Annotated in this window: 12 protein-coding genes; 4 read left to right on the forward strand and 8 right to left on the reverse strand. The window is 73.6% G+C overall.

Features of this window, described 5'->3' with window-relative positions; all coding sequences use genetic code 11:
• Positions 1 to 297: 297 nt before the first annotated feature.
• Positions 298 to 4278, reverse strand: a complete 3981-nt coding sequence (locus E1212_RS07335) for a metallophosphoesterase family protein (RefSeq protein WP_131980849.1) — start codon at positions 4276 to 4278, stop codon at positions 298 to 300.
• 459 nt (positions 4279 to 4737) lie between these two features.
• Positions 4738 to 5619: a LysR family transcriptional regulator gene (locus tag E1212_RS07340; protein ID WP_131980851.1), complete on the reverse strand. Its 882-nt coding sequence runs from the start codon at positions 5617 to 5619 to the stop codon at positions 4738 to 4740.
• A 71-nt stretch (positions 5620 to 5690) separates the two neighbouring features.
• On the opposite strand from E1212_RS07340, the gene E1212_RS07345 reads away from it, so the two are divergent.
• Both E1212_RS07345 and E1212_RS29315 read left to right on the forward strand, forming a co-directional pair.
• Positions 5691 to 6344: a LysE family translocator gene (locus E1212_RS07345; protein ID WP_131980853.1), complete on the forward strand. Its 654-nt coding sequence runs from the start codon at positions 5691 to 5693 to the stop codon at positions 6342 to 6344.
• A 124-nt stretch (positions 6345 to 6468) separates the two neighbouring features.
• Positions 6469 to 7368: a discoidin domain-containing protein gene (locus E1212_RS29315; protein WP_162605367.1), complete on the forward strand. Its 900-nt coding sequence runs from the start codon at positions 6469 to 6471 to the stop codon at positions 7366 to 7368.
• Positions 7369 to 7374: 6 nt separating this feature from the next.
• Here E1212_RS29315 and rox read toward each other — a convergent pair whose 3' ends face one another.
• From rox to E1212_RS07370, 4 genes are all read right to left on the reverse strand, one after another.
• Complete coding sequence (rox, locus tag E1212_RS07355; protein ID WP_131980855.1) at positions 7375 to 8799, reverse strand: rifampin monooxygenase; 1425 nt, start codon at positions 8797 to 8799, stop codon at positions 7375 to 7377.
• Between the two features lie 133 nt (positions 8800 to 8932).
• On the reverse strand, positions 8933 to 9487 hold the full coding sequence (locus E1212_RS07360; RefSeq protein ID WP_131980857.1) for a dihydrofolate reductase family protein: 555 nt from the start codon (positions 9485 to 9487) through the stop codon (positions 8933 to 8935).
• A gap of 104 nt (positions 9488 to 9591) precedes the next feature.
• Entirely contained in the window at positions 9592 to 12390 is a 2799-nt protein-coding gene (locus E1212_RS07365; RefSeq protein WP_162605368.1) for a helix-turn-helix transcriptional regulator, read from the reverse strand.
• Between the two features lie 67 nt (positions 12391 to 12457).
• Positions 12458 to 13033, reverse strand: coding sequence for an NADPH-dependent FMN reductase (locus tag E1212_RS07370; protein WP_131980861.1), 576 nt, complete (start codon positions 13031 to 13033; stop codon positions 12458 to 12460).
• Between the two features lie 113 nt (positions 13034 to 13146).
• On the opposite strand from E1212_RS07370, the gene E1212_RS07375 reads away from it, so the two are divergent.
• Entirely contained in the window at positions 13147 to 14076 is a 930-nt protein-coding gene (locus E1212_RS07375) for an AraC family transcriptional regulator (protein WP_131980863.1), read from the forward strand.
• Between the two features lie 18 nt (positions 14077 to 14094).
• Here E1212_RS07375 and E1212_RS07380 read toward each other — a convergent pair whose 3' ends face one another.
• Entirely contained in the window at positions 14095 to 14553 is a 459-nt protein-coding gene (locus E1212_RS07380; protein WP_131980865.1) for an SRPBCC family protein, read from the reverse strand.
• 123 nt (positions 14554 to 14676) lie between these two features.
• Between E1212_RS07380 and E1212_RS07385 the strand changes: the two genes are divergently transcribed.
• Entirely contained in the window at positions 14677 to 15705 is a 1029-nt protein-coding gene (locus tag E1212_RS07385) for a DNA topoisomerase IB (RefSeq protein WP_131980867.1), read from the forward strand.
• 41 nt (positions 15706 to 15746) lie between these two features.
• On the opposite strand, the gene E1212_RS07390 is transcribed toward E1212_RS07385, so the two are convergent.
• Positions 15747 to 17537, reverse strand: a complete 1791-nt coding sequence (locus E1212_RS07390) for a thiamine pyrophosphate-requiring protein (protein WP_131980869.1) — start codon at positions 17535 to 17537, stop codon at positions 15747 to 15749.
• Between the last annotated feature and the right edge of the window lie 26 nt (positions 17538 to 17563).

Consider the following 17563-nt stretch of genomic DNA (forward strand, 5'->3'; position numbering starts at 1 on the left):
GAACAGGGCGCGGTCGTATGACCGCGGCTGCGAGCCCGGACGCGACGTCGGGCCATGACGACGGCCCGCGCGAAATCGACCAAGCGTGAGGGAGATCTACGTCAACGCCGAAACACCCGACGACCGGGCAGAGGCGCATCCCACAACATTCGATGAAACAACGATCACAGCTATCCATACACTACCATGAACAGCGCCATTACCAGCACGAACAGTAGAAGAACGACGGCGACGGGGCCGCCTGCGGTCCGCGGTGCGAATCCGGAGCCGACCCCGTCACGCCGGGTGCTGCGAGACCTACTCGACCGGCGTCTCCGCCGGCTCGTCCGGCGCACCGAACGGCGAGAAGTACGGCCACAGCGGCGAGGTCCGGTCCCACCGGCCCGGCCGGCCGTCGGCCGCCGCCGTCGTGAACACCGCGGGCTCGGCGGCCGTCACGCCGCCACCGGCACTCGTCGCCGTCACGATCCACGCGTACGTCGTCGACGGCGCCAGGCCCGGCCAGTCCGCCGTCGCCACCGCGCCCGAGGGCACCGTCACCGAGCCGACCTCGGCCACCGGGACGTACAGCGCCAGCGCGTCGGTCCGGAACGTCGTCGACCGGGTCTGCAGGTCGACCGGGAGCACCATGGCGTCCTCGGTGCCGTCGTACCGGCCGTCGGTGTCGAACTCCGTCGCCCCGAAGTTCGCCAGCAGCGGCGAGTAGGTGTCGACGATCATCTCGGAACGGTCGACGTCGAACTGCAGCAGCCGGAAGAAGCTGGCGCCGAACCGCAGCTGGTCGTCCGGGTCGTAGCCGCCGACGTCCGTGAGGCCCAGCCGCTCGGCGGACACCGTGTAGAACTGGTAGTCCGCCAGCAGCTCCACCACGCCGCGCCCGATCTCGCCGCCGACCTGCGGCTTGATGTTGGTGGCGACCCCGTGCTCGTGCCCGGCCAGCACCAGGAACACGTTCGGGTTGGGCTCGACCACCCGCCGGTAGAGCAGCGCCCCGTCCGGAGCGGAGAAACCGGCCATGCGCCCGTCCGGGTTGGTCGACGGGACGAGGTAGTCGTGCGAGAGCAGGATGCCGTTGCGGTCCGGGAACCGCTCGAAGATCGAGGTGGCCCACTCGGCCTCCTCCTTCGTCACCCCGTACGAGAGCCCGACGACGACGAAGTCCAGCCCGCCGGCCGAGAACAGGTCGTAGTGGTTCTGGTTGTCGCCTTCGCGCCACGGGCCGCCGTACTCCGCGTGCTCCCACTGGTCGTCCGCGGCGGCGTACCGGTCCGGGCCGTAGTACTGGTTGTACAGCGCCTCCGGCCCGGTCTCGCGGCCGGCCTGGTTGTCGTGGTTGCCGGCGATGACGCCGTTCGGGATGCCGGCGCCGTCGAGCACGCCCTGCTGCTGCGACGAGAACTCGAACTCGCCGATGACCTGCTGGCGCATCGGCTCGTCCAACGCCGGGCGGGTGTTGTTCTCGATGATGTCGCCGGTGTGCGCGGCGTAGGCGATCTTCCGCAGCTCCGCGTTGTCGACGACCCAGTCGACGATCCCCTCGTAGGCCGACGCCCAGACGGCGCGCTCCTCCGGCGTCTCCTGCTCGACGGCGCCCTCGGAGATGTACTGCGTGTCGGTGAAGTGGACGATCGAGAAGTCGTACGTCGACGGGTCGGCGAAGCCCTCGGGGTCGCCGGCCTCCATGTCGTCGGCGAACGGGTCCTGCGCCGTCACCAGCACGTGCACCCGGCCGCGGTCCACATACCGCCGCGCGACGGTGGCCGACAGGACGGTGCTGCCCTCGACGGCGCCGCGCGCGGTCCCGAGGGCCTCCCACGCGCCGGCCGACGGGTCCCAGGCGTGCAGCGTCGCCAGCCGCTGCGGGTCGACGACGCCCTCCCAGCGCAGGAAGGGCGTGTCGACGTTCGCGCGGACCCGGATGTCGAAGCGCTGGTAGGTGAGCTCGCGGCTGGTCGGCGCGGCCAGCGTGCGCCCGTCCAACGGGGCCAGGTCCCTCGTCGACACCGGCCGTTCCCCCGGCACCCGCAGCGTCGTCGGCATCGTCGCCGTCGAGCCCTGCCAGGCGGTGTCGGCGGTGAACACCTCGGCCTGCGAGAACGTCGCCTCCACGTCGCCGCCGCCCGGCGTGGCCACCCGCGCCGACAAGGACGCCGTCGAACCCACGTCGGTCGCGCCCTGCGCCGGCGACGGCTCGGCCGGGACGTCCGGGATGCCGGCGCTGGTGAAGACGATCTCGCGGACGGCGGTGTTGCCCAAGACGTCGGTGCCGGTCACCGAGAGCGTGTGCTCCCCCGGCGCCAGGCCCGGGCCCACGAGCGACCCCAGCGCGACCTCGGCGCCGTCCAGCGTCACCACCGGACCCGACAGCACACCCGACGCGTCGTCGACCGCGACGTCCAGCACCACCGACGACGTGAGCGTCGAGCCCGCGGCCGGCGTGCTCGTCACGACGTCCGGCGCGGTGTTGTCCGTCTCCAGCACACGCGTTGCCACCTCGCCCGTCGTCGACGACGCGGCGATGGTGTGCGAGCCGTCCGGCAGGGCCGCCGTGTCGAGGTCCGCCCTGAGGCCGCGCGACGGCGCGTCGACGACGAAGTTGAGGTCGACCTCGCGCAGCGGGTTCGCCGACGAGCCGCAACTGCCGTCGCCCATCCCGTAGCCGGCCTGCGGCCGCTGGACGGTCGCCGTGCCCTCGGCCGGGGTGAGGGCGACGCCGGAGATCGCATAGTCGTCCCGGTTGTCGCCGCAGCTGGTCGAGAACGTGCCGGTGACCAGGTCGATGGTGTTCCAGCCCGGCATGAGCCACTCGTTCGGGATGGTGACGTCGACGCGCTCGCTGACGTAGTCACCGCCCAGGTCGACCCTCATGCCGTTGACCAGCAGGTAGCTGTGGTAGCGCGCCTCGATGGAGTTCGTCCCGACATCGAAGCTGACGGTGGCCAGGCCCGAGCCGAGGGTCGGGCGCACGTGGGTCGCCGGAGCGTCGATGGTGTAGTGCAGCTCCACCTCGCGCAACGCCGTCGTGCTGGTGCCGCACGACCCGTCGCCCATCGCGTACGACGGCGCGATCTGCTGGCCCGTCGCGGTCCCCTCGGTGAGCGTGAGGGCCAGGTTCGAGAGGGTGAAGTCGTCGCGGTTCACGCCGCACGACTCGCTGCGCCCGCCGGTGACGACGGTGATGACGTTCTCGCCCGGGCGCAGGTACTGGTTCGGGATGGCGAAGTCGACCCGCTGGCTCACGTAGTTGCCGCCGAGGTCGATCTTCTTGCCGTTGACCAGCAGGTGGTTGTGGTAGCGGACGTCGAGGGAGTTGCCGCCGACGTCGAAGCTGAACGTGGCCGCGCCGCCGCCGAGGGTCGGCGCGGTGACCGGCTCGGCGCCGTCGACGGTGAGTGCCGGCACGCCGCCGGACGTCCCCGCCGGGAACGACGCGAACACCGGCTGGATGCCGGCCGTCAGGGTGCCGTCGGCCGGGGCGAGGTGCGGGGCGCCGGTCGGGGCGTTGTTGACGGTGACGGTGTGCGTGACGGTCGTGTTCGACGTGGTCCGGGCCACGATCTCGTGCGGGCCGTTCGCCAGCGTCGTCGTGTCGACCTGCGCGGTCAGCCCGGTGGTGGCCTGCGGCTCGCCGGCGATGTCGAAGGTCAGCTCCGCGGTCAGCAGCAGCGACGTGTTCGAGCCGCAGCTGCCGTCGCCGAAGGAGTAGCTGAACTCGTTCGCCTCGCCGTCGGCGACCTCTCCGAGCAGTTCGAGCGTGAAGTCGGACAGCACGAAGTCGTCGTAGTTGGTGCCACAGCTCGACGAGACGGTGCCGGCGAAGACCTCGACGGTGTTCTCACCCTGGCGCAGGTGCTCGTTCGGGAGGTCGAGGCTGACCCGCTGGTTGACAGCGTCGCCGAGGTCGATCCGGTGCGTGCCGTTGACCAGCACGTAGTTGCGGTAGCGCGCCTCGGTCGAGTTGCTGCCCACGTCGAAGTTCAGCGTCGAGACGCCGACGGTCGGGGTGGCGTCCTCGATCGGTGCGCCGTCGACGGAGAGGCTCGTGACGTCGTCGCCGGCGGTGGCCGGGACCGACGCGACGGTGACGACGCCCTCGAGGTACGCGCCGTCGGCGGGAGTGAGGGACGGCGGGGTGACGGCGGCGGGGCGGGCCCGCTCGGCCGCGGCCTCGGCGGCCTCCGCGGCCCCAGCCGCCTCCGTCGTCGCGTACGACGCGGGCCACGCGGCCCCGACGAGCACGGCCGCCAGCGCGGCGGCGACGATGCCGGCGCGTCTCACGCGTCGTGCGCGGTGGGCGGACTGACGTGGCGGGTGCGTCATCGACCAGGCCTCTCTTCGGGGGACGAACGCAGGATTGTCGCGATTGCCGGGAACCTCTGCGGGACCGCGGAGGGAAACGGCGGTGACCGTGACGTGAACCCTTCGAGCGGCGGCTGCGAGAGACCGAGTGTCCGTGTGGCCGGGGCGGCCGGCCCGAAGGTCGGCGACTGCTCGCCGGCGCCGCTCGCCGACGCCGCCCAGAACTGCTGCTCCGCGGGGCGGTCTCCGGCGCACCGCCGTCGCCGGCCGCTCTCACTGACGTCGATCTTGGAGCAAGTGCGCCATCTCTCGGACATTCCGCCGCACAATCGCCCCGTTTCTCCAAGATCAACGTCGTCCGGGGGAAGCGACGCCCTTCGGCCCGCCCCGGATCTCACTCGGTGACGAGCTCCGGGCATCGAAGACGGTCGATGCGGGTCAGTCCGCCGGGGCGCCCGTTGCGGCGGCCTCGGTGAGGGCGGCGATGACGGCGGCCGTGGCGGGCGGGTCGGGCGGCTCGCCGTAGCTGGCGGCGTAGATGCGCCGCGGCGGGACCGCGAGCCGGGTGACGGTGATGTCCGGGTGACGGTGCGCCTGCAGCGCCAGGCCGGGAATCGTCGTGACGCCGAGGCCGGCGGCGACCAGGCCCTGCATGACCACCATGTCGTCGGTGACGTGCGCCAGGCGGGGTGAGAAGCCGGCCTCCTCGCACAGTTCGACGAGGTGGCTGCGGCAGCGGACGCAGCCGCCGACCCAGGCGGCGTCGCGGTGGTCCGCCAGCGCCGGCCCGCCGCCGCGGGTCAGCAGGTACAGCGGGTCGTCGAGCAGGTGGGCGAGGCGGACGCCGTCCTGCTCGGGGGCGGTCTCGTCGAAGCGGAAGATGACGGCGAGGTCGATGCGGCCGGCGCGGAGCAGCTGCAGCGCGTCCTCGGGATGGGCGTCGGTCAGGCTCAGCTCGAGCCCCGGGTGGCGATCGGCGAGGACGGCGGCGGCCCGCGGGACCAGCGCGCTCATGACCGACCCGAACCCGGCCAGCCGGACCCGGCCGGACTGGAGCCCGACCAGCGTCGACAGCTCGGCCGTCGCGGAGTCGACACGCCCGATGATCTCCGCCGCACGGTCGGCCAGCAGCCGGCCGGCCTCGGTGAGCCGGATGCCGCGCCCGACCCGCTGGAGCAGCTGAGCCCCGGTCTCGGACTCGAGCCGGGCCAGGTGGTGGCTGAGCGACGGCTGGGCGTAGTGCAGGTCCTCGGCGGCGGCCGTGACGGAGCCGAGCCGGCTGACGGCGTCGAGGACGCGGAGCTGGACGAGGCTGACCATCGATGGAGTCTATCGGTCAGCGCGCGGATTGACATTGGACCTATGGGTCGGGCGCCGCCAGGCTGGGACACATGACGACATTCGCGATCGCGGCACTGGTGCTGATCATGATGCCCGGACCCGACCAGGTCCTCATCACGCGCAACGCCCTGGTCGGCGGCACGGCCGGCGGGCTGCTCACCATGCTGGGCGGCGTCCTCGGGCTGGCCGTGCACGCGAGCGCCGCCGCGCTCGGGCTGTCTGCGCTGCTGCTGACGTCGGCGACGGCGTTCACCGCAGTGAAGATCGTCGGCGCGGCGTACCTGCTCTGGCTCGCGATCCAGGCGCTGCGGTCGGCCGCCCGCTCGCTGCGTGAGCCGTCATCTCCGACGGCGACGGCGGACGCCGGGAACGCATCCGCCGCCGCGGCCTCGACCCGCCGCTCGGCCTACCTGCGCCAGGGCTTCCTGTCGAACGCGCTCAACCCCAAGGTGGCGCTGTTCTTCGTGACCTTCCTGCCGCAGTTCCTGTCGACGGGCTCCGGCTCGCCGCGGGCGGAGGCGCTGTTGCTCTCGGCGATCTTCGCCGGCCTCTACCTCCTCTGGTTCGGCCTCTACGTCGCCGCCGTCGAGCGTCTCGGCCGGTGGCTGCGCCGCCCCCGGGTGCGGGCCCGCATCGAGCAGGTCACCGGCGTGTTCCTGCTGACGGTGGCCGTGCGGCTCGCCACCGCGACCGCCGCTCACTGACCGATCGGGTGCAGACGCTCAGCGGAGCGACCGGCCTGGACCCGCCCGAGTTCGACCCGCCGGGCTGGCGACGACGACGGCGGTCGCGTAGCCTCCGGCGGAGTGACAAAGGAGGACAAAGAGGATGGCCGTCTGCGGCGCCTGCGGGTACCGGGTCTCCGAGCTGGCCCTCGAGTGCGGCCGATGCCGGGGGCCGATCCCCACCCCGAGCCGGGCCCCGGTCCCGGCGGTTCCGGTCGCGTCCGGGGCGAGCTCGGCCTCCGAGCCGTTCCCGCCACCGCCGCCCCCGCCGTCGTCGATGCCGCCGCCGTCGCCGCCCATGACGCCGTCTCCGGTGCTGCCGCTGCGCTCCCCCGTGCCGCCGTCGCCGCCCGCTCCCCCGGCCGCCGACCAGGCTGACGGCCACGCCGACGACCAGGGCGACGACCGGGCGCCGGTCTCGCGCGGGGTGATCGCCATCGTGGCGGCCGCCGCGGTGATCCTCGTCGTCATGATCGTGGTGATCGCCGCCGGCGGCCAGGGCCCGGCCGACGACGACCCGGCCGGGTCGGGCCAGGCGCGGGCGGAGCTCGCCGCGCAGGCCGACCTCGAGGTCCCGGGCACCGCCCCCGACGGCGTCGACAGCAGCGGCAACGAGGTCGGCTACGCCGCCGCCAACCTCGTCGACGGCGACCCGAGCACGGCCTGGCGGGTCGAGGGCGACGCGAGCGACGAGGAGATCGTCCTCACGCTGCCGTCGGCCCGCACCGTCACCGAGGTCGGCATCGTCAACGGCTACGCCAAGATCGACGACGACAGCGGCGACCGCCGCTACGGCCAGAACCGCCGGGTGCTCGCCGTCACCTGGATCTTCGACGACGGCACCGAGGCCTCGTTCGACCTCGAGGAGACGCCGGAGCTGCAGACCTTCACCCTCGACGCACCCGTCGAGACGACCACGGTCCGGGTCCGCCTCGACGAGGTCTCCGACCCCGGCGGCCGCGACTTCACGGCCGTCGGCGAGCTCAGCCTCCTCGGCAGCTGAGGGCGGTCACGCGGCCGCGGCGCCGAACCAGCGCGTCAGCGCGCCGGCCAGGGAGTCCTGGTCGTCACCGAGCCACACGATGTGGCCGTCGGGCCGCAGGAGCACGGCCGGCACGTCGAGGTCGGCGCCGAGGTCGGCGAGGTGGTCGACGCGGTCCGTCCAGCCGTCCGCCGAGAGCGCGCCGGTGCGGTCGAGCAGCAGCCCTCGGCCCTGATGCATCCTGTCGTAGAGACGCCCCCGCGTCAGCGTGACGTCCTTCTGCCTCCGGCCGAGCGGGTCGGGCTCGTCGCCGAGGTCGTAGCGGATCCCGACCGCGGTGACCTTCTCGATGAGGAACCGGTTCACCCCCTCGATCTGCATCAGTTCCTCGAGGACCCGGCGCACCGCCCGCGGTCCGGGCTCCTGGCGCAGCAGCTCGCTCTGCGCGTGGGTGTTGTTCAGGACGTCGTCGGCGACCGGGCGCCGCTCGGCCTCGTAGGTGTCGAGCAGGTCCTTCGGCGCCCAGCCGGCGAGCTCGGCGGCCAGCTTCCAGCCCAGGTTGAACGCGTCCTGGATGCCGAGGTTGAGCCCCTGTCCGCCCAGCGGCGGGTGCACGTGCGCCGCGTCGCCGGCCAGCAGCACCCGCCCGACGCGGTACCGCTCGGCCAGCCGCGTGGCGTCGCCGAAGCGGGACAGCCAGCGCGGCGAGTGCACGCCGAAGTCGGTGCCGGCGAAGGCCCGCAGCCGCTCCTTGACCTCGTCGAGGGTCGGCGGGACGGTGCGGTCCTCGGCCACCGCCGCGGCCGGCACGATGACGCGGAACGTGTCGCCGATGGGCCCGATGCCGAACGTGTGGTGGGTCTTGCGGATCTCGGCGATGATGGGGACCAGCTCGTGCAGCGGCGTGGTCACCTCCATCTCGCCGAGCAGCCACTCGTTCCGGGCGGGCTCGCCGTCGAAGCCGACGCCGAGCAGCTTGCGGACCGTACTGCGCCCGCCGTCGCAGCCGACGAGAAAGCGCGCCTCCAGCCGGGTGCCGTCGGCCAGCTCCACGTTCACGCCGTGGTCGTCCTGGGTCAGGCCGGTGAGCTCGCTACCGCGCCGGATCCCGGCGCCGAGCTCGGCGGCCCGCTCGGCCAGCAGCCGGTCGATGACGGGCTGCGGCAGGCCGAGGACGTACGAGTGCGCGGTGTCCATGCCCTCGGGCCAGTCCGTGCCGATGCCGGCGAAGTACCCGCCGAACCGGAACTGCCGGCCGGGCTCGAGGAAGCGCTCCAGCAGGCCGCGCTGGTCCATCACCTCGATGCTGCGCACGTGCAGGCCGAGCGAGCGAACCACTGGAGACGGCTCCGCGTCCCGCTCCAGGACCAGGACCCGCACCCCCTGCAGGCGCAGCTCAGCCGCCAGCATCAGGCCGGTCGGGCCGCCGCCGGCGACGATCACGTCGATCATGGAACCCCCAACTCACGGTGTGTGAGCTGCAGATTCTGCAGCAGCACCGGGGCCTTGCCGCAAGACCCCGGTGCTGCTATACGTTGAAGAGGGAGAGGTGTACCCCTCAGCCGGCCCTCTCGGCCGGTCCGGCTCAGCCGGCCTCTGGCCGGTAGCGCAGCCACACCACACCCGAGCGGTACGGCGTCGCGGCCACCAGGTTGAGCCGCACCGGGCCGACGCCGTCGAGGATGCGCGGGCCCTCGTGCCAGATGTGCGGGTGCAGCCAGAACCAGAACTCGTCCACCAGGCCGAGCCGGGTCAGCGCGTGCGCGAAGCTGCCGCAGCCGGTCACGACCAGGTTGCCCCGATGCTTGCCCTTCAGGGCCGGGATCGCGTCCTCGAGCTCGCCGTCGATCACGGTGGCGTTCCAGGCCAACGGATCGCGGAGCGTGCGCGACGCGACGTACTTGGGCATCGCGTTGATGCGGCCGGCCAGGTGGCCCATGCCGGGGTCCTCGCCGAGCTGCGGCCACACGGCCGACAGTCCCTCGTACACGGGCCGGCCCATCAGCAGCGCATCGGCGAGGACGAGCTGGTCCAGCGAGTCGTTGGTGCTGTCGTTGTCGAGCTCGAGCCAGGCCTCCGGGCTCGGCGACTCGAACGCGGCGTTCACCGACATGGAGTTGTGGACTATCAGCTTGCCCATCGTGGGCCTCCGTTCGTCATCGGGATGTGCCTGCGACGGTAGGAGGAGGCGGCGACCGGCCGCATCTGTCGAATGACTGGCGGTGAACCGGCCGGTGGGCGCGCCTAGAGGTCGAGCCTGCCCAGCTCGGCCCGCCGGGCGACGCCCAGCTTCGGATACGCCTTGTACAGATGGTGCCCCACGGTGCGCGGGCTGAGGAACAGCTGCGCGGCGATCTCGCGGTTCGTCTGCCCCTGCGCCGCCAGCCGCACGACCTGCAGCTCCTGCGGGGTGAGCCGGACCGCGCGGCGCGGCTCCGGCGGCGGCTGGCCGGTCGGACGCACGCCCAGCGCGTCGAGCTCGGCCTCGGCCCGCGGCGTCCACGCGTGCGCGGCGATCCGGTCGAACATCGCGAGCGCCTCGGCCAGCTGGGTCCGTGCGGCGGTCGGGCTGCGGTGCCGGCGCAGCCACTCGCCGTAGGCCAGGCGCGTCCGGGCCCGGTCGTACGGACCGCAGCCGTCGAGGCGCAGCGATTCCTCGAAGCGGTCGCGCGCCGACGGGCCGTCGTCGAGGATGGCGGCGCAGCGCAGCTCCAGGGCCGACGCGACGGGGCTCGCCGTCCGCGCGGCCCAGCTGCCGAGCTCGGCCAGCAGCTCCCGGGCGCGCTCGCGCTCGCCCACCCGCACGGCGGCGTCGATGTGGTCCGGGCGCGCGCGCACCAATACGTCGCGACGGACCGGTCCGCGGCCGGCCTCCTCGAGCCGGTCCAGCGCGGCGGCCGGCTCGGCCCGGGCCAGGTCGGTGACGGCCAGTGCCCAGGTGGCCAGAGCCTCGGCCACGCGGTGCCCGCGGGTGTCGGCGCGGACCTGCGCGGCCAGCCGCCCGCACCCGGCGGCGTCGCCACGGACGGCGGCCAGCCAGGCCGCGATGGACCGCAGCACGGTCACCTGCAGGTGCTGGCCGAGCTCGCCCGCGAGGGTGGTCGCTTCGGCGACGGTGACCTCGGCCTCCCGGAACCGCCCGGACACCAGGTACGCGAGGGCGAGCGGCTCGTTCGCGTACGGCAGCCAGCCGATGGCGCCCTGGTCGCGCAGCGCGGCGGCGAGCGCGGAGAGCGTCGCCAGCGCGGTCTCGTCGTCGCCGACGAGCAGCCCCACGAAGCCGCCGGTCAGCCGCTCGACGGCGCCGGTGATCCGGCCGTCGCGGGTCGCGTGCAGCAGGGTTCGCATCGTCCGCGCCGTCGTGGGGGTCGAGCCGCTGCTCAGCAGGGTGGTGAACGCGGCGAGCGCATCGCGCACCTCCACCGCCGGGCCGGGCGGCACCCGGGCCAGCAGGACGGCGCAGCGAGCGAGCAGCGCCGGGTCGGCGGCGTCGCGGGCGCACCAGCTCGCCTCGGTCAGCACCGCCGTCGCCCTGGCCGGGTCGATCGTGAGGATCGGTGCGGCGGCCTCGATCGCCAGCTCCGCGGCACGGGTCGGCGAGTCGCGTTCGTAGGCGACCTGGGCCCGGACCCAGCCGGCCTCGGCCGCCTGCCCGGCCCGCTCGGCGACGACGGCGCGAGCTCTGCCGCCGGTCGGCTCGTCCAGGCTGACGACGGCCGCGGCCGCCGCCGCGGCCAGCGACTCGGCGCGGTCGAGCTCGCCCGCGTCGTAGGCCGTGCGGGCCGCTCCGACGAGCCGGCGGGCCCGGGCGGGACGGTCGCCGCTCAGCGTCGCGGCGCGTTCCAGGGCCTGCGACGCGGCGGCCGGTGCGCCGCGCGTCGACGCCCGCTCGGCCGCGTCGTCCAACGCCGCCGCGACAGCCTCGTCGGCTCCGGCCGCGGCCGCCGCGAGGTGCCAGGCGCGCCGGTCGCCGTCGTCGATGACAGCGGCGAGCGCCCGGTGTGCGGCGAGACGGCGCCCGATGGGAACGTCCTGGTAGGCGGCGGCGCGGATCAGCGGGTGCCTGAACTCCAGGCGGCCGGAGCTGACGCGGACCAGCTCGCGGACCTCGGCCGGCTCCAGGTCCGCCACCCCGACGCCGAACGCGCCGCCGGCGGCGGTGAACGCGGCCAGCTCGGACCGATGGTCGGCGGCGGCCAGCAGCAGCGCCCACCGGGTCGGCTCGGGCAGCGCGCGCAACCGGCCGCGGAAGTGCTCCTCGAGCCGGCCCGCGGCGGGCAGCGGCGCGACCGGGGCGGGCAGCACGCCGGCCGGTGCGGGCGGCACGTCCGCCGGCTGCCCGACCGCGAGCTCCACGATCGCCAGCGGATTGCCGCCGGACTCGCGCAGCACCCGGGCGGCGACGTCGTGCGGCAGCGTGCGCCGCGCGGCCAGCAGCTGGGCCGCGCTGGCGCCGTCGAGCCTGGACAGCGTGACGCTCTCGATGCCGTCGGCGGGGAACGGGCGGTCACCGTCGCGTGCGGTGAGGATCGTGGCGACCGGGTCCGAGCTCAGCCGGCGCACGGCGAACAACAGCGCCGCGGCCGACGAGCGGTCGAACCAGTGTGCGTCGTCGAGCAGGACCAGCAGTGGCGCCCGCTCGGCCAGCTCGGAGAGCAGCATCAGCGTAGCCGCGCCGGCCATGAGCGGGTCCGTCGGGGCGGTCACCGTCCCGAACGCCGCGCGCAGCGCCCGGGCGTGGGAGTCGGGCAGCCCGCCGAACGCGTCGCCCGAACCGTCGGCGAGAGGCGCCAGCAGGACCTGCAGGCCGGCGAACGGGATCTCCGCCTCCGACTCCACCCCGGCGGCGCGCAGCACCCGGAACCCGCCGGCCATCGCGGCCGCGTGGTCGACGAGCGTGGTCTTGCCGATCCCGGCCTCGCCGCGCAGCACCAGGGCCCGGCCGTGCCCCTCCTTCGCGTCGGCCAGGAGACGGCGCAACCGCGACTGCTCGCCGGAGCGGCCCACGATGGACGCCACGGTGCCGGCGGACGCGATCTGCACACGGCGACGGTAGCCCCGCTCCCCGCTCCGTTCGAGCCCCGGCCCCACCCGTAGCCGTTGCCCGTGATCAAAGTCGGGCCGCGCCGGCGCTGCGGACGTAGGCGAGGGCGTCGGCCCACTCGACGACCTCGCCGAGCATCGTGCCGGCGGCCGTCAGGTGCCGCTCGCGCGGTGTGGGCCGGACGAAATCGGCGAAGTCGTCGTACACCGAGAGCGTCACCTGGGTCCGGACATCGGCGATCCGCAGCATGCCCATGACGCCGCGCAGGTGCTCGACCGCTCGGACGCCGCCGTCGGCCCCGTAGCCGACGAACCCGGCCGCCTTGTGATGCCACTCGGCGTAGAGGAGGTCGAGGGCGGTCTTCAGCACGCCCGGGTAGGACCGGTTGTACTCGGGCGTGACGAAGACGAAGCCGTCGAACCCGGCGACGGTCGCAGCCAGCCGTAGCGTGTGCGGACGCGTGTACTGCCCGGTCGCCGCGGGCATTGGCTCGTCGAGGTGCGGGAGGTCGAAGTCGGCGAGGTCGATGAGCTCGTATTCGGCGTCGCTGCGCTGTTTCGCCAGGTCGAGGAGCCACTGGGCGACGGCGGGGCCGACGCGGTCGGGGCGGGTGCTGCCGATGATGATCGCGATGCGGGTCATGCTTCGACGCTAGGAACGCCGGCCCGGCCGCTGCCATGGGCGCGCGTCTCACCGCTTTGCGCGATCGTCTCGCGGCCCTGCCCTCGGCGAGACGGCCGCCGTAGGCTCACGGTGTGGACTCGTTGAGCCAGGTCGTCGCCGTCATGCGCACCGGGCGGCCGCACTCGTTCCGGCTGCAGGCCGCCGGCACGTGGAGCTGGCGGTACCCGCCGGTGCGCGGCGCCGCCTTCCACGTCGTGCTGCAGGGGTCGTGCTGGCTGCTCCCGGCCGGCGGCGAGCCGATCGCCCTGGCCGCCGGCGACGTCGTGCTCTTCCCGCACGGCACCGGACACGGCCTGGCCGACCGGTCCGAGACCCCGCTCGCGGCGCCGTGCCAGACCGAGGCCGGCGCGCACACCGTCGTCGCCGGAACAGCCGCTACCGGAGCCGAGCCGGAGGTGGTCGCCGTCTGCGGGCAGTATCTCGTCGACCGCGAGCGGCCGCACCCGATGTTCGCCGAGCTTCCCGACGTCGTGCACCTGCCGAACCGGCTGGGCCGCTACCCGGCGCTGCACACCGCCGTCGAGCTGCTCGGCCGCGAGGTCGACGCTCCCGAGCCGGGTTCCGACGCCATCGTGCCCGCGCTGCTCGACGTGCTGTTCCACTACATCCTGCGGGCCTGGCTGACCCGCGAGGACTGCACGCGCCCGGAGTCGCGCGGCTGGGGTGCGGCTCTGAAGGACGACGTCGTCGGGGCCGCGCTCGCCGCCATCCACACAGCGCCGGAGCGGGCGTGGACGGTCGAGTCGCTGGGTGCCGAGGCCGGACTGTCGCGGGCCGCATTCGCTCGCCGGTTCACGACACTGGTCGGCATGGCGCCGCTGGCCTACCTGACCTGGTGGCGCATGACGACGGCGACCCGGCTGCTGCTCGACACCGACCTTCCCGTCGGTGCCGTCGCCCGCCGGGTCGGCTACACGTCGGAGTTCGCGTTCGCTGCCGCGTTCAAGCGTGAGTACGGCCGCCCGCCCGGCCGCTATCGCAGCGAGCGGGCGGCCGCCTGAACGTCTGCCCCGCCGGGCTCAGCCCTCGCGGGGGACGTCGCCGCGCCAGGCCCCGGACTCGAGGCCGCGCGACTCGATGAACTGCTTGAAGTTCTCCATGTCGCGCTCGGCCGCCGAGGACACCATGCCGGCCTTCTCGCCCGCCTTCTCGAGCATCCCCTCGGGCTCCATGTCCAACTGCAGCGTCACCCGCGTGTTCTCGGCGTCCAGCTTGTGGAACGTCACCACGCCGGCCTGGTCGACCCCGCCGGTGGAGCGCCAGGCGATGCGCTCGTCGGGGTGCTGCTCGGTGATCTCGGCGTCGAACTCCCGTTCCACGCCTGCGATCTTGATCTTCCAGTGCAGGTGCCGGTCGTCGAGCTGATGGACGGACTCGACGTCGTCCATGAACTTCGGGAACTCCTCGAACTGCGTCCACTGGTTGTACGCGGTCGTGATCGGGACGTGCACGTCGACGGACTTCGTGGCGGTGCTCATCGACGCCTCCTCTCGGGTCGCTTCTGCTCGGTCCCTCCGCCCGTACCCGGCGTTCGCGCGGGTATTCGGCCGTGTGTGGCGGACGCGCCCTGTGGGTACTGACGGGCGCGAAGGGGGTGGGGTGTGCGACTTCGACGGTGGGACCCGGCCAGTACCGCGATCCAGCGGCGGCGGCGCGGTCGAGGCTTCGGTTACCTGGACGTCGACGGCGAGGCGCTGCGCGACGCGGAGACGCTGGCGCGTATCGAGGCGCTGGTCATCCCGCCGGCGTGGCAGGACGTGCGGATCTGCCCGTGGCCGAACGGTCACCTGCAGGCCGTCGGCACCGACGACGCCGGGCGGCGGCAGTACCTGTACCACGAGGCCTGGCGGGTGCAACGCGATCGCGAGAAGTTCGCCCGCGTCCGCGAGTTCGGCCGGACCCTGCCCAAGGCCCGCGTCCGGGTCGCCGACGACCTCGCGACCCGCGGGCTGAACCGGCGCCGGGTGCTGGCCGCCGCGGCCCGGCTGCTCGACATCGGGTTCTTCCGTATCGGCGGCGAGGTGTACGCCCAGGAGAACGGCTCGCACGGGCTGACGACCGTCCTGCGCTCGCACGTCAGCGTCGCCCGCGGCGGCCGCGTGGTGTTCGAGTACCCGGCGAAGTCCGGGCAGGAACGGGTGCAGGCGGTCGCCGCCACCGACGTCGTCGACGTCATCCGCGCGCTCGTGCGCCGCCGCGAGCCGGACCAGACACTGCTCGCCTACTACGAGGGCCGCTCCTGGCACAACGTGCGCTCGGCCGACGTCAACGTGTACCTGCACGAGATCTGCGGCGACGACAGCAGCGCGAAGGACTTCCGCACCTGGCACGGGACGGTGCTGGCGGCGGTCGCGCTGGCGACCGGGACGGACGATCCCGCCGCGTTGAGCCGGACCGCCCGCCGCCGGGCCGAGGCGCGCGCGATCAAGGAGGTCGCCGAGTACCTCGGCAACACCCCCGCCGTCTGCCGCTCCGCCTACGTCGATCCGGCCGTCATCGAGGCGTTCGAACAGGGCGTCACCATCCGGCGCACGCTCGAGCGCCTGGGCACCGACGAGGTCCTCGTCGGCGAGGAGGACCGCGAACGCGTCGAGCGCGCCGTCCTCGAGCTCCTCGACGACGTCGGGTGACGGCGCCGACGACGCCGACGACGCTGAGGGCGCCGACGGCGTCAGTGGCGGCCGGGGACGAACTCCTGGGCCTTCGCCTTCACGCCCTGCACCAGCACCCGCCAGGCGTTCGGGTCGCCTTTGAGCAGCGCCTCGGTGGTCTCCTTGACCTGCTCGAAGGTCGCGTGCGGCGGGATCGGCGGCACCTCGGGATCGCAGCGGACGTCCAGGAGCACCGGGCCGTCCGCCGTCAGCGCCCGGTCCCAGGCGTCGCCCAGCTCGTCCGGCGACGACACGCTCACCCCGCCGACACCGAAGCAGCGCGCCGCCGCCGCGTAGTCGATGTCGGGCAGGGTCTGCGACTCCTCGAACTTCGGCGCGCCGCCCATGGCCCGCAGCTCCCACGTCACCTGGTTGAGGTCGTTGTTGTGGAACACGCACACGACGAGTCGCTTGTCGGTCCAGCGGTCCTGGTAGCGGGTGATCGTCATCAGCTCGGCCAGGCCGTTCATCTGCATGGCGCCGTCGCCGACGAGGGCGACCACCGGCCGGTCGGGGTGCGCGAACTTGGCGCCGATCGCGTACGGCACCCCCGCGCCCATGGTCGCCAGCGTCCCGGACAAGGACCCGCGCATCGCGCCGCGCATCCGCAGCAGCCGCGCGTACCAGTTCGTCGACGAGCCGGAGTCGGCGGTGACGATGGCGTCGTCGGGGATCCGCAGCGACAGCTCGTGCACGATCCGCATCGGGTTCACCGGCTGGGCGTCGACCATCGCCTGCCGCTCGACGGTCTCCCACCAGTCGGCGACGGCGCTCTCGACCAACGCCCGCCACGAGCGGTCCGTCACCGGCCGGAGCAGCGGGATCAGCGCCCGCAGCGTCGCGCCCGCATCGCCGACGAGGTTGACCTCCGTCGGGTAGCGCATGCCGGCCATCCGGCCGTCGAGGTCGATCTGCACCGCCCGGGCCTGGCCGAAGTCAGGCAGGAACTGCGTGTACGGGAAGCTCGAGCCGACGATGAGCAGCGTGTCGCAGTCGCGCATCAGCTCGTAGCTGGCCCGGGTGCCGAGCAGCCCGATCGAGCCGGTGACGTAGGGCAGGTCGTCGGACAGCACGTCCTTGCCGAGCAGCGCCTTCGCCACGCCGGCGCCGGTCGTCTCGGCCACCTGCATGACCTCGTCGGCGGCGCCGCGGGCGCCCTGGCCGACCAGGATCGCGACCCGCGACCCCGCGTTCAGCACCGACGCGGCCGCCTCCAGCTGCTCGTTCGACGGAACGACGACGGACGACGGCGTGTCCGGCGGCCCGGACGGCACCTGCCGGAACACGTGCTCCGGCGCGCTGTACTCGAGCTCCTGCACGTCCGCGGGAATGATCAGTGCCGTCGGCGCCCGCCGCGCCATCGCCGTCCGGAAAGCGCGGTCGACGGCGTTGGGCAGCTGCTCGGGAACGTTCACCTCGGCCAGGTACTCGCTCGCGACGTCCTTGAACAGCGCCTGGAGGTCGACCTCCTGCTGATAGTGCCCGCCCATGGCGGCCCGCGCCGTCTGCCCGACGATCGCGACCACCGGCACGTGGTCCAGCTTGGCGTCGTAGAGGCCGTTGAGCAGGTGGATCGCGCCCGGCCCGGAGGTCGCGAGGCAGACGCCCTGCCGCCCGCTGAACTTCGCGTAGCCGACGGCCTGGAAGGCCGCCATCTCCTCGTGCCGTGCCTGAACGAACCGCGGCTGGTCGCCGGCCTCGCCGAACGCCGCCACGATGCCGTTGATGCCGTCGCCGGGATAGCCGAAGACCTGCTCGACCCCCCACTCGCGCATCCGCGTCAACAACCGGTCCGCCACCGTCTCAGCCATGTGTGTCCTCCGGTCAGCTTCCCTGT

The sequence above is a fragment of the Jiangella ureilytica genome (assembly GCF_004348545.1).
Classification (GTDB): Bacteria; Actinomycetota; Actinomycetes; order Jiangellales; family Jiangellaceae; genus Jiangella; species Jiangella ureilytica.

Coding starts and splice junctions, on each gene's coding strand:
- rox (WP_131980855.1), bottom strand. CDS start 8,799: ATGATCGACGTGATCGTCGCCGGCGGCGGCCCGACCGGCCTGATGCTG.
- E1212_RS07380 (WP_131980865.1), bottom strand. CDS start 14,553: ATGAGCACCGCCACGAAGTCCGTCGACGTGCACGTCCCGATCACGACC.
- E1212_RS07345 (WP_131980853.1), top strand. CDS start 5,691: ATGACGACATTCGCGATCGCGGCACTGGTGCTGATCATGATGCCCGGA.
- E1212_RS07360 (WP_131980857.1), bottom strand. CDS start 9,487: ATGGGCAAGCTGATAGTCCACAACTCCATGTCGGTGAACGCCGCGTTC.
- E1212_RS07390 (WP_131980869.1), bottom strand. CDS start 17,537: ATGGCTGAGACGGTGGCGGACCGGTTGTTGACGCGGATGCGCGAGTGG.
- E1212_RS29315 (WP_162605367.1), top strand. CDS start 6,469: ATGGCCGTCTGCGGCGCCTGCGGGTACCGGGTCTCCGAGCTGGCCCTC.
- E1212_RS07370 (WP_131980861.1), bottom strand. CDS start 13,033: ATGACCCGCATCGCGATCATCATCGGCAGCACCCGCCCCGACCGCGTC.
- E1212_RS07340 (WP_131980851.1), bottom strand. CDS start 5,619: ATGGTCAGCCTCGTCCAGCTCCGCGTCCTCGACGCCGTCAGCCGGCTC.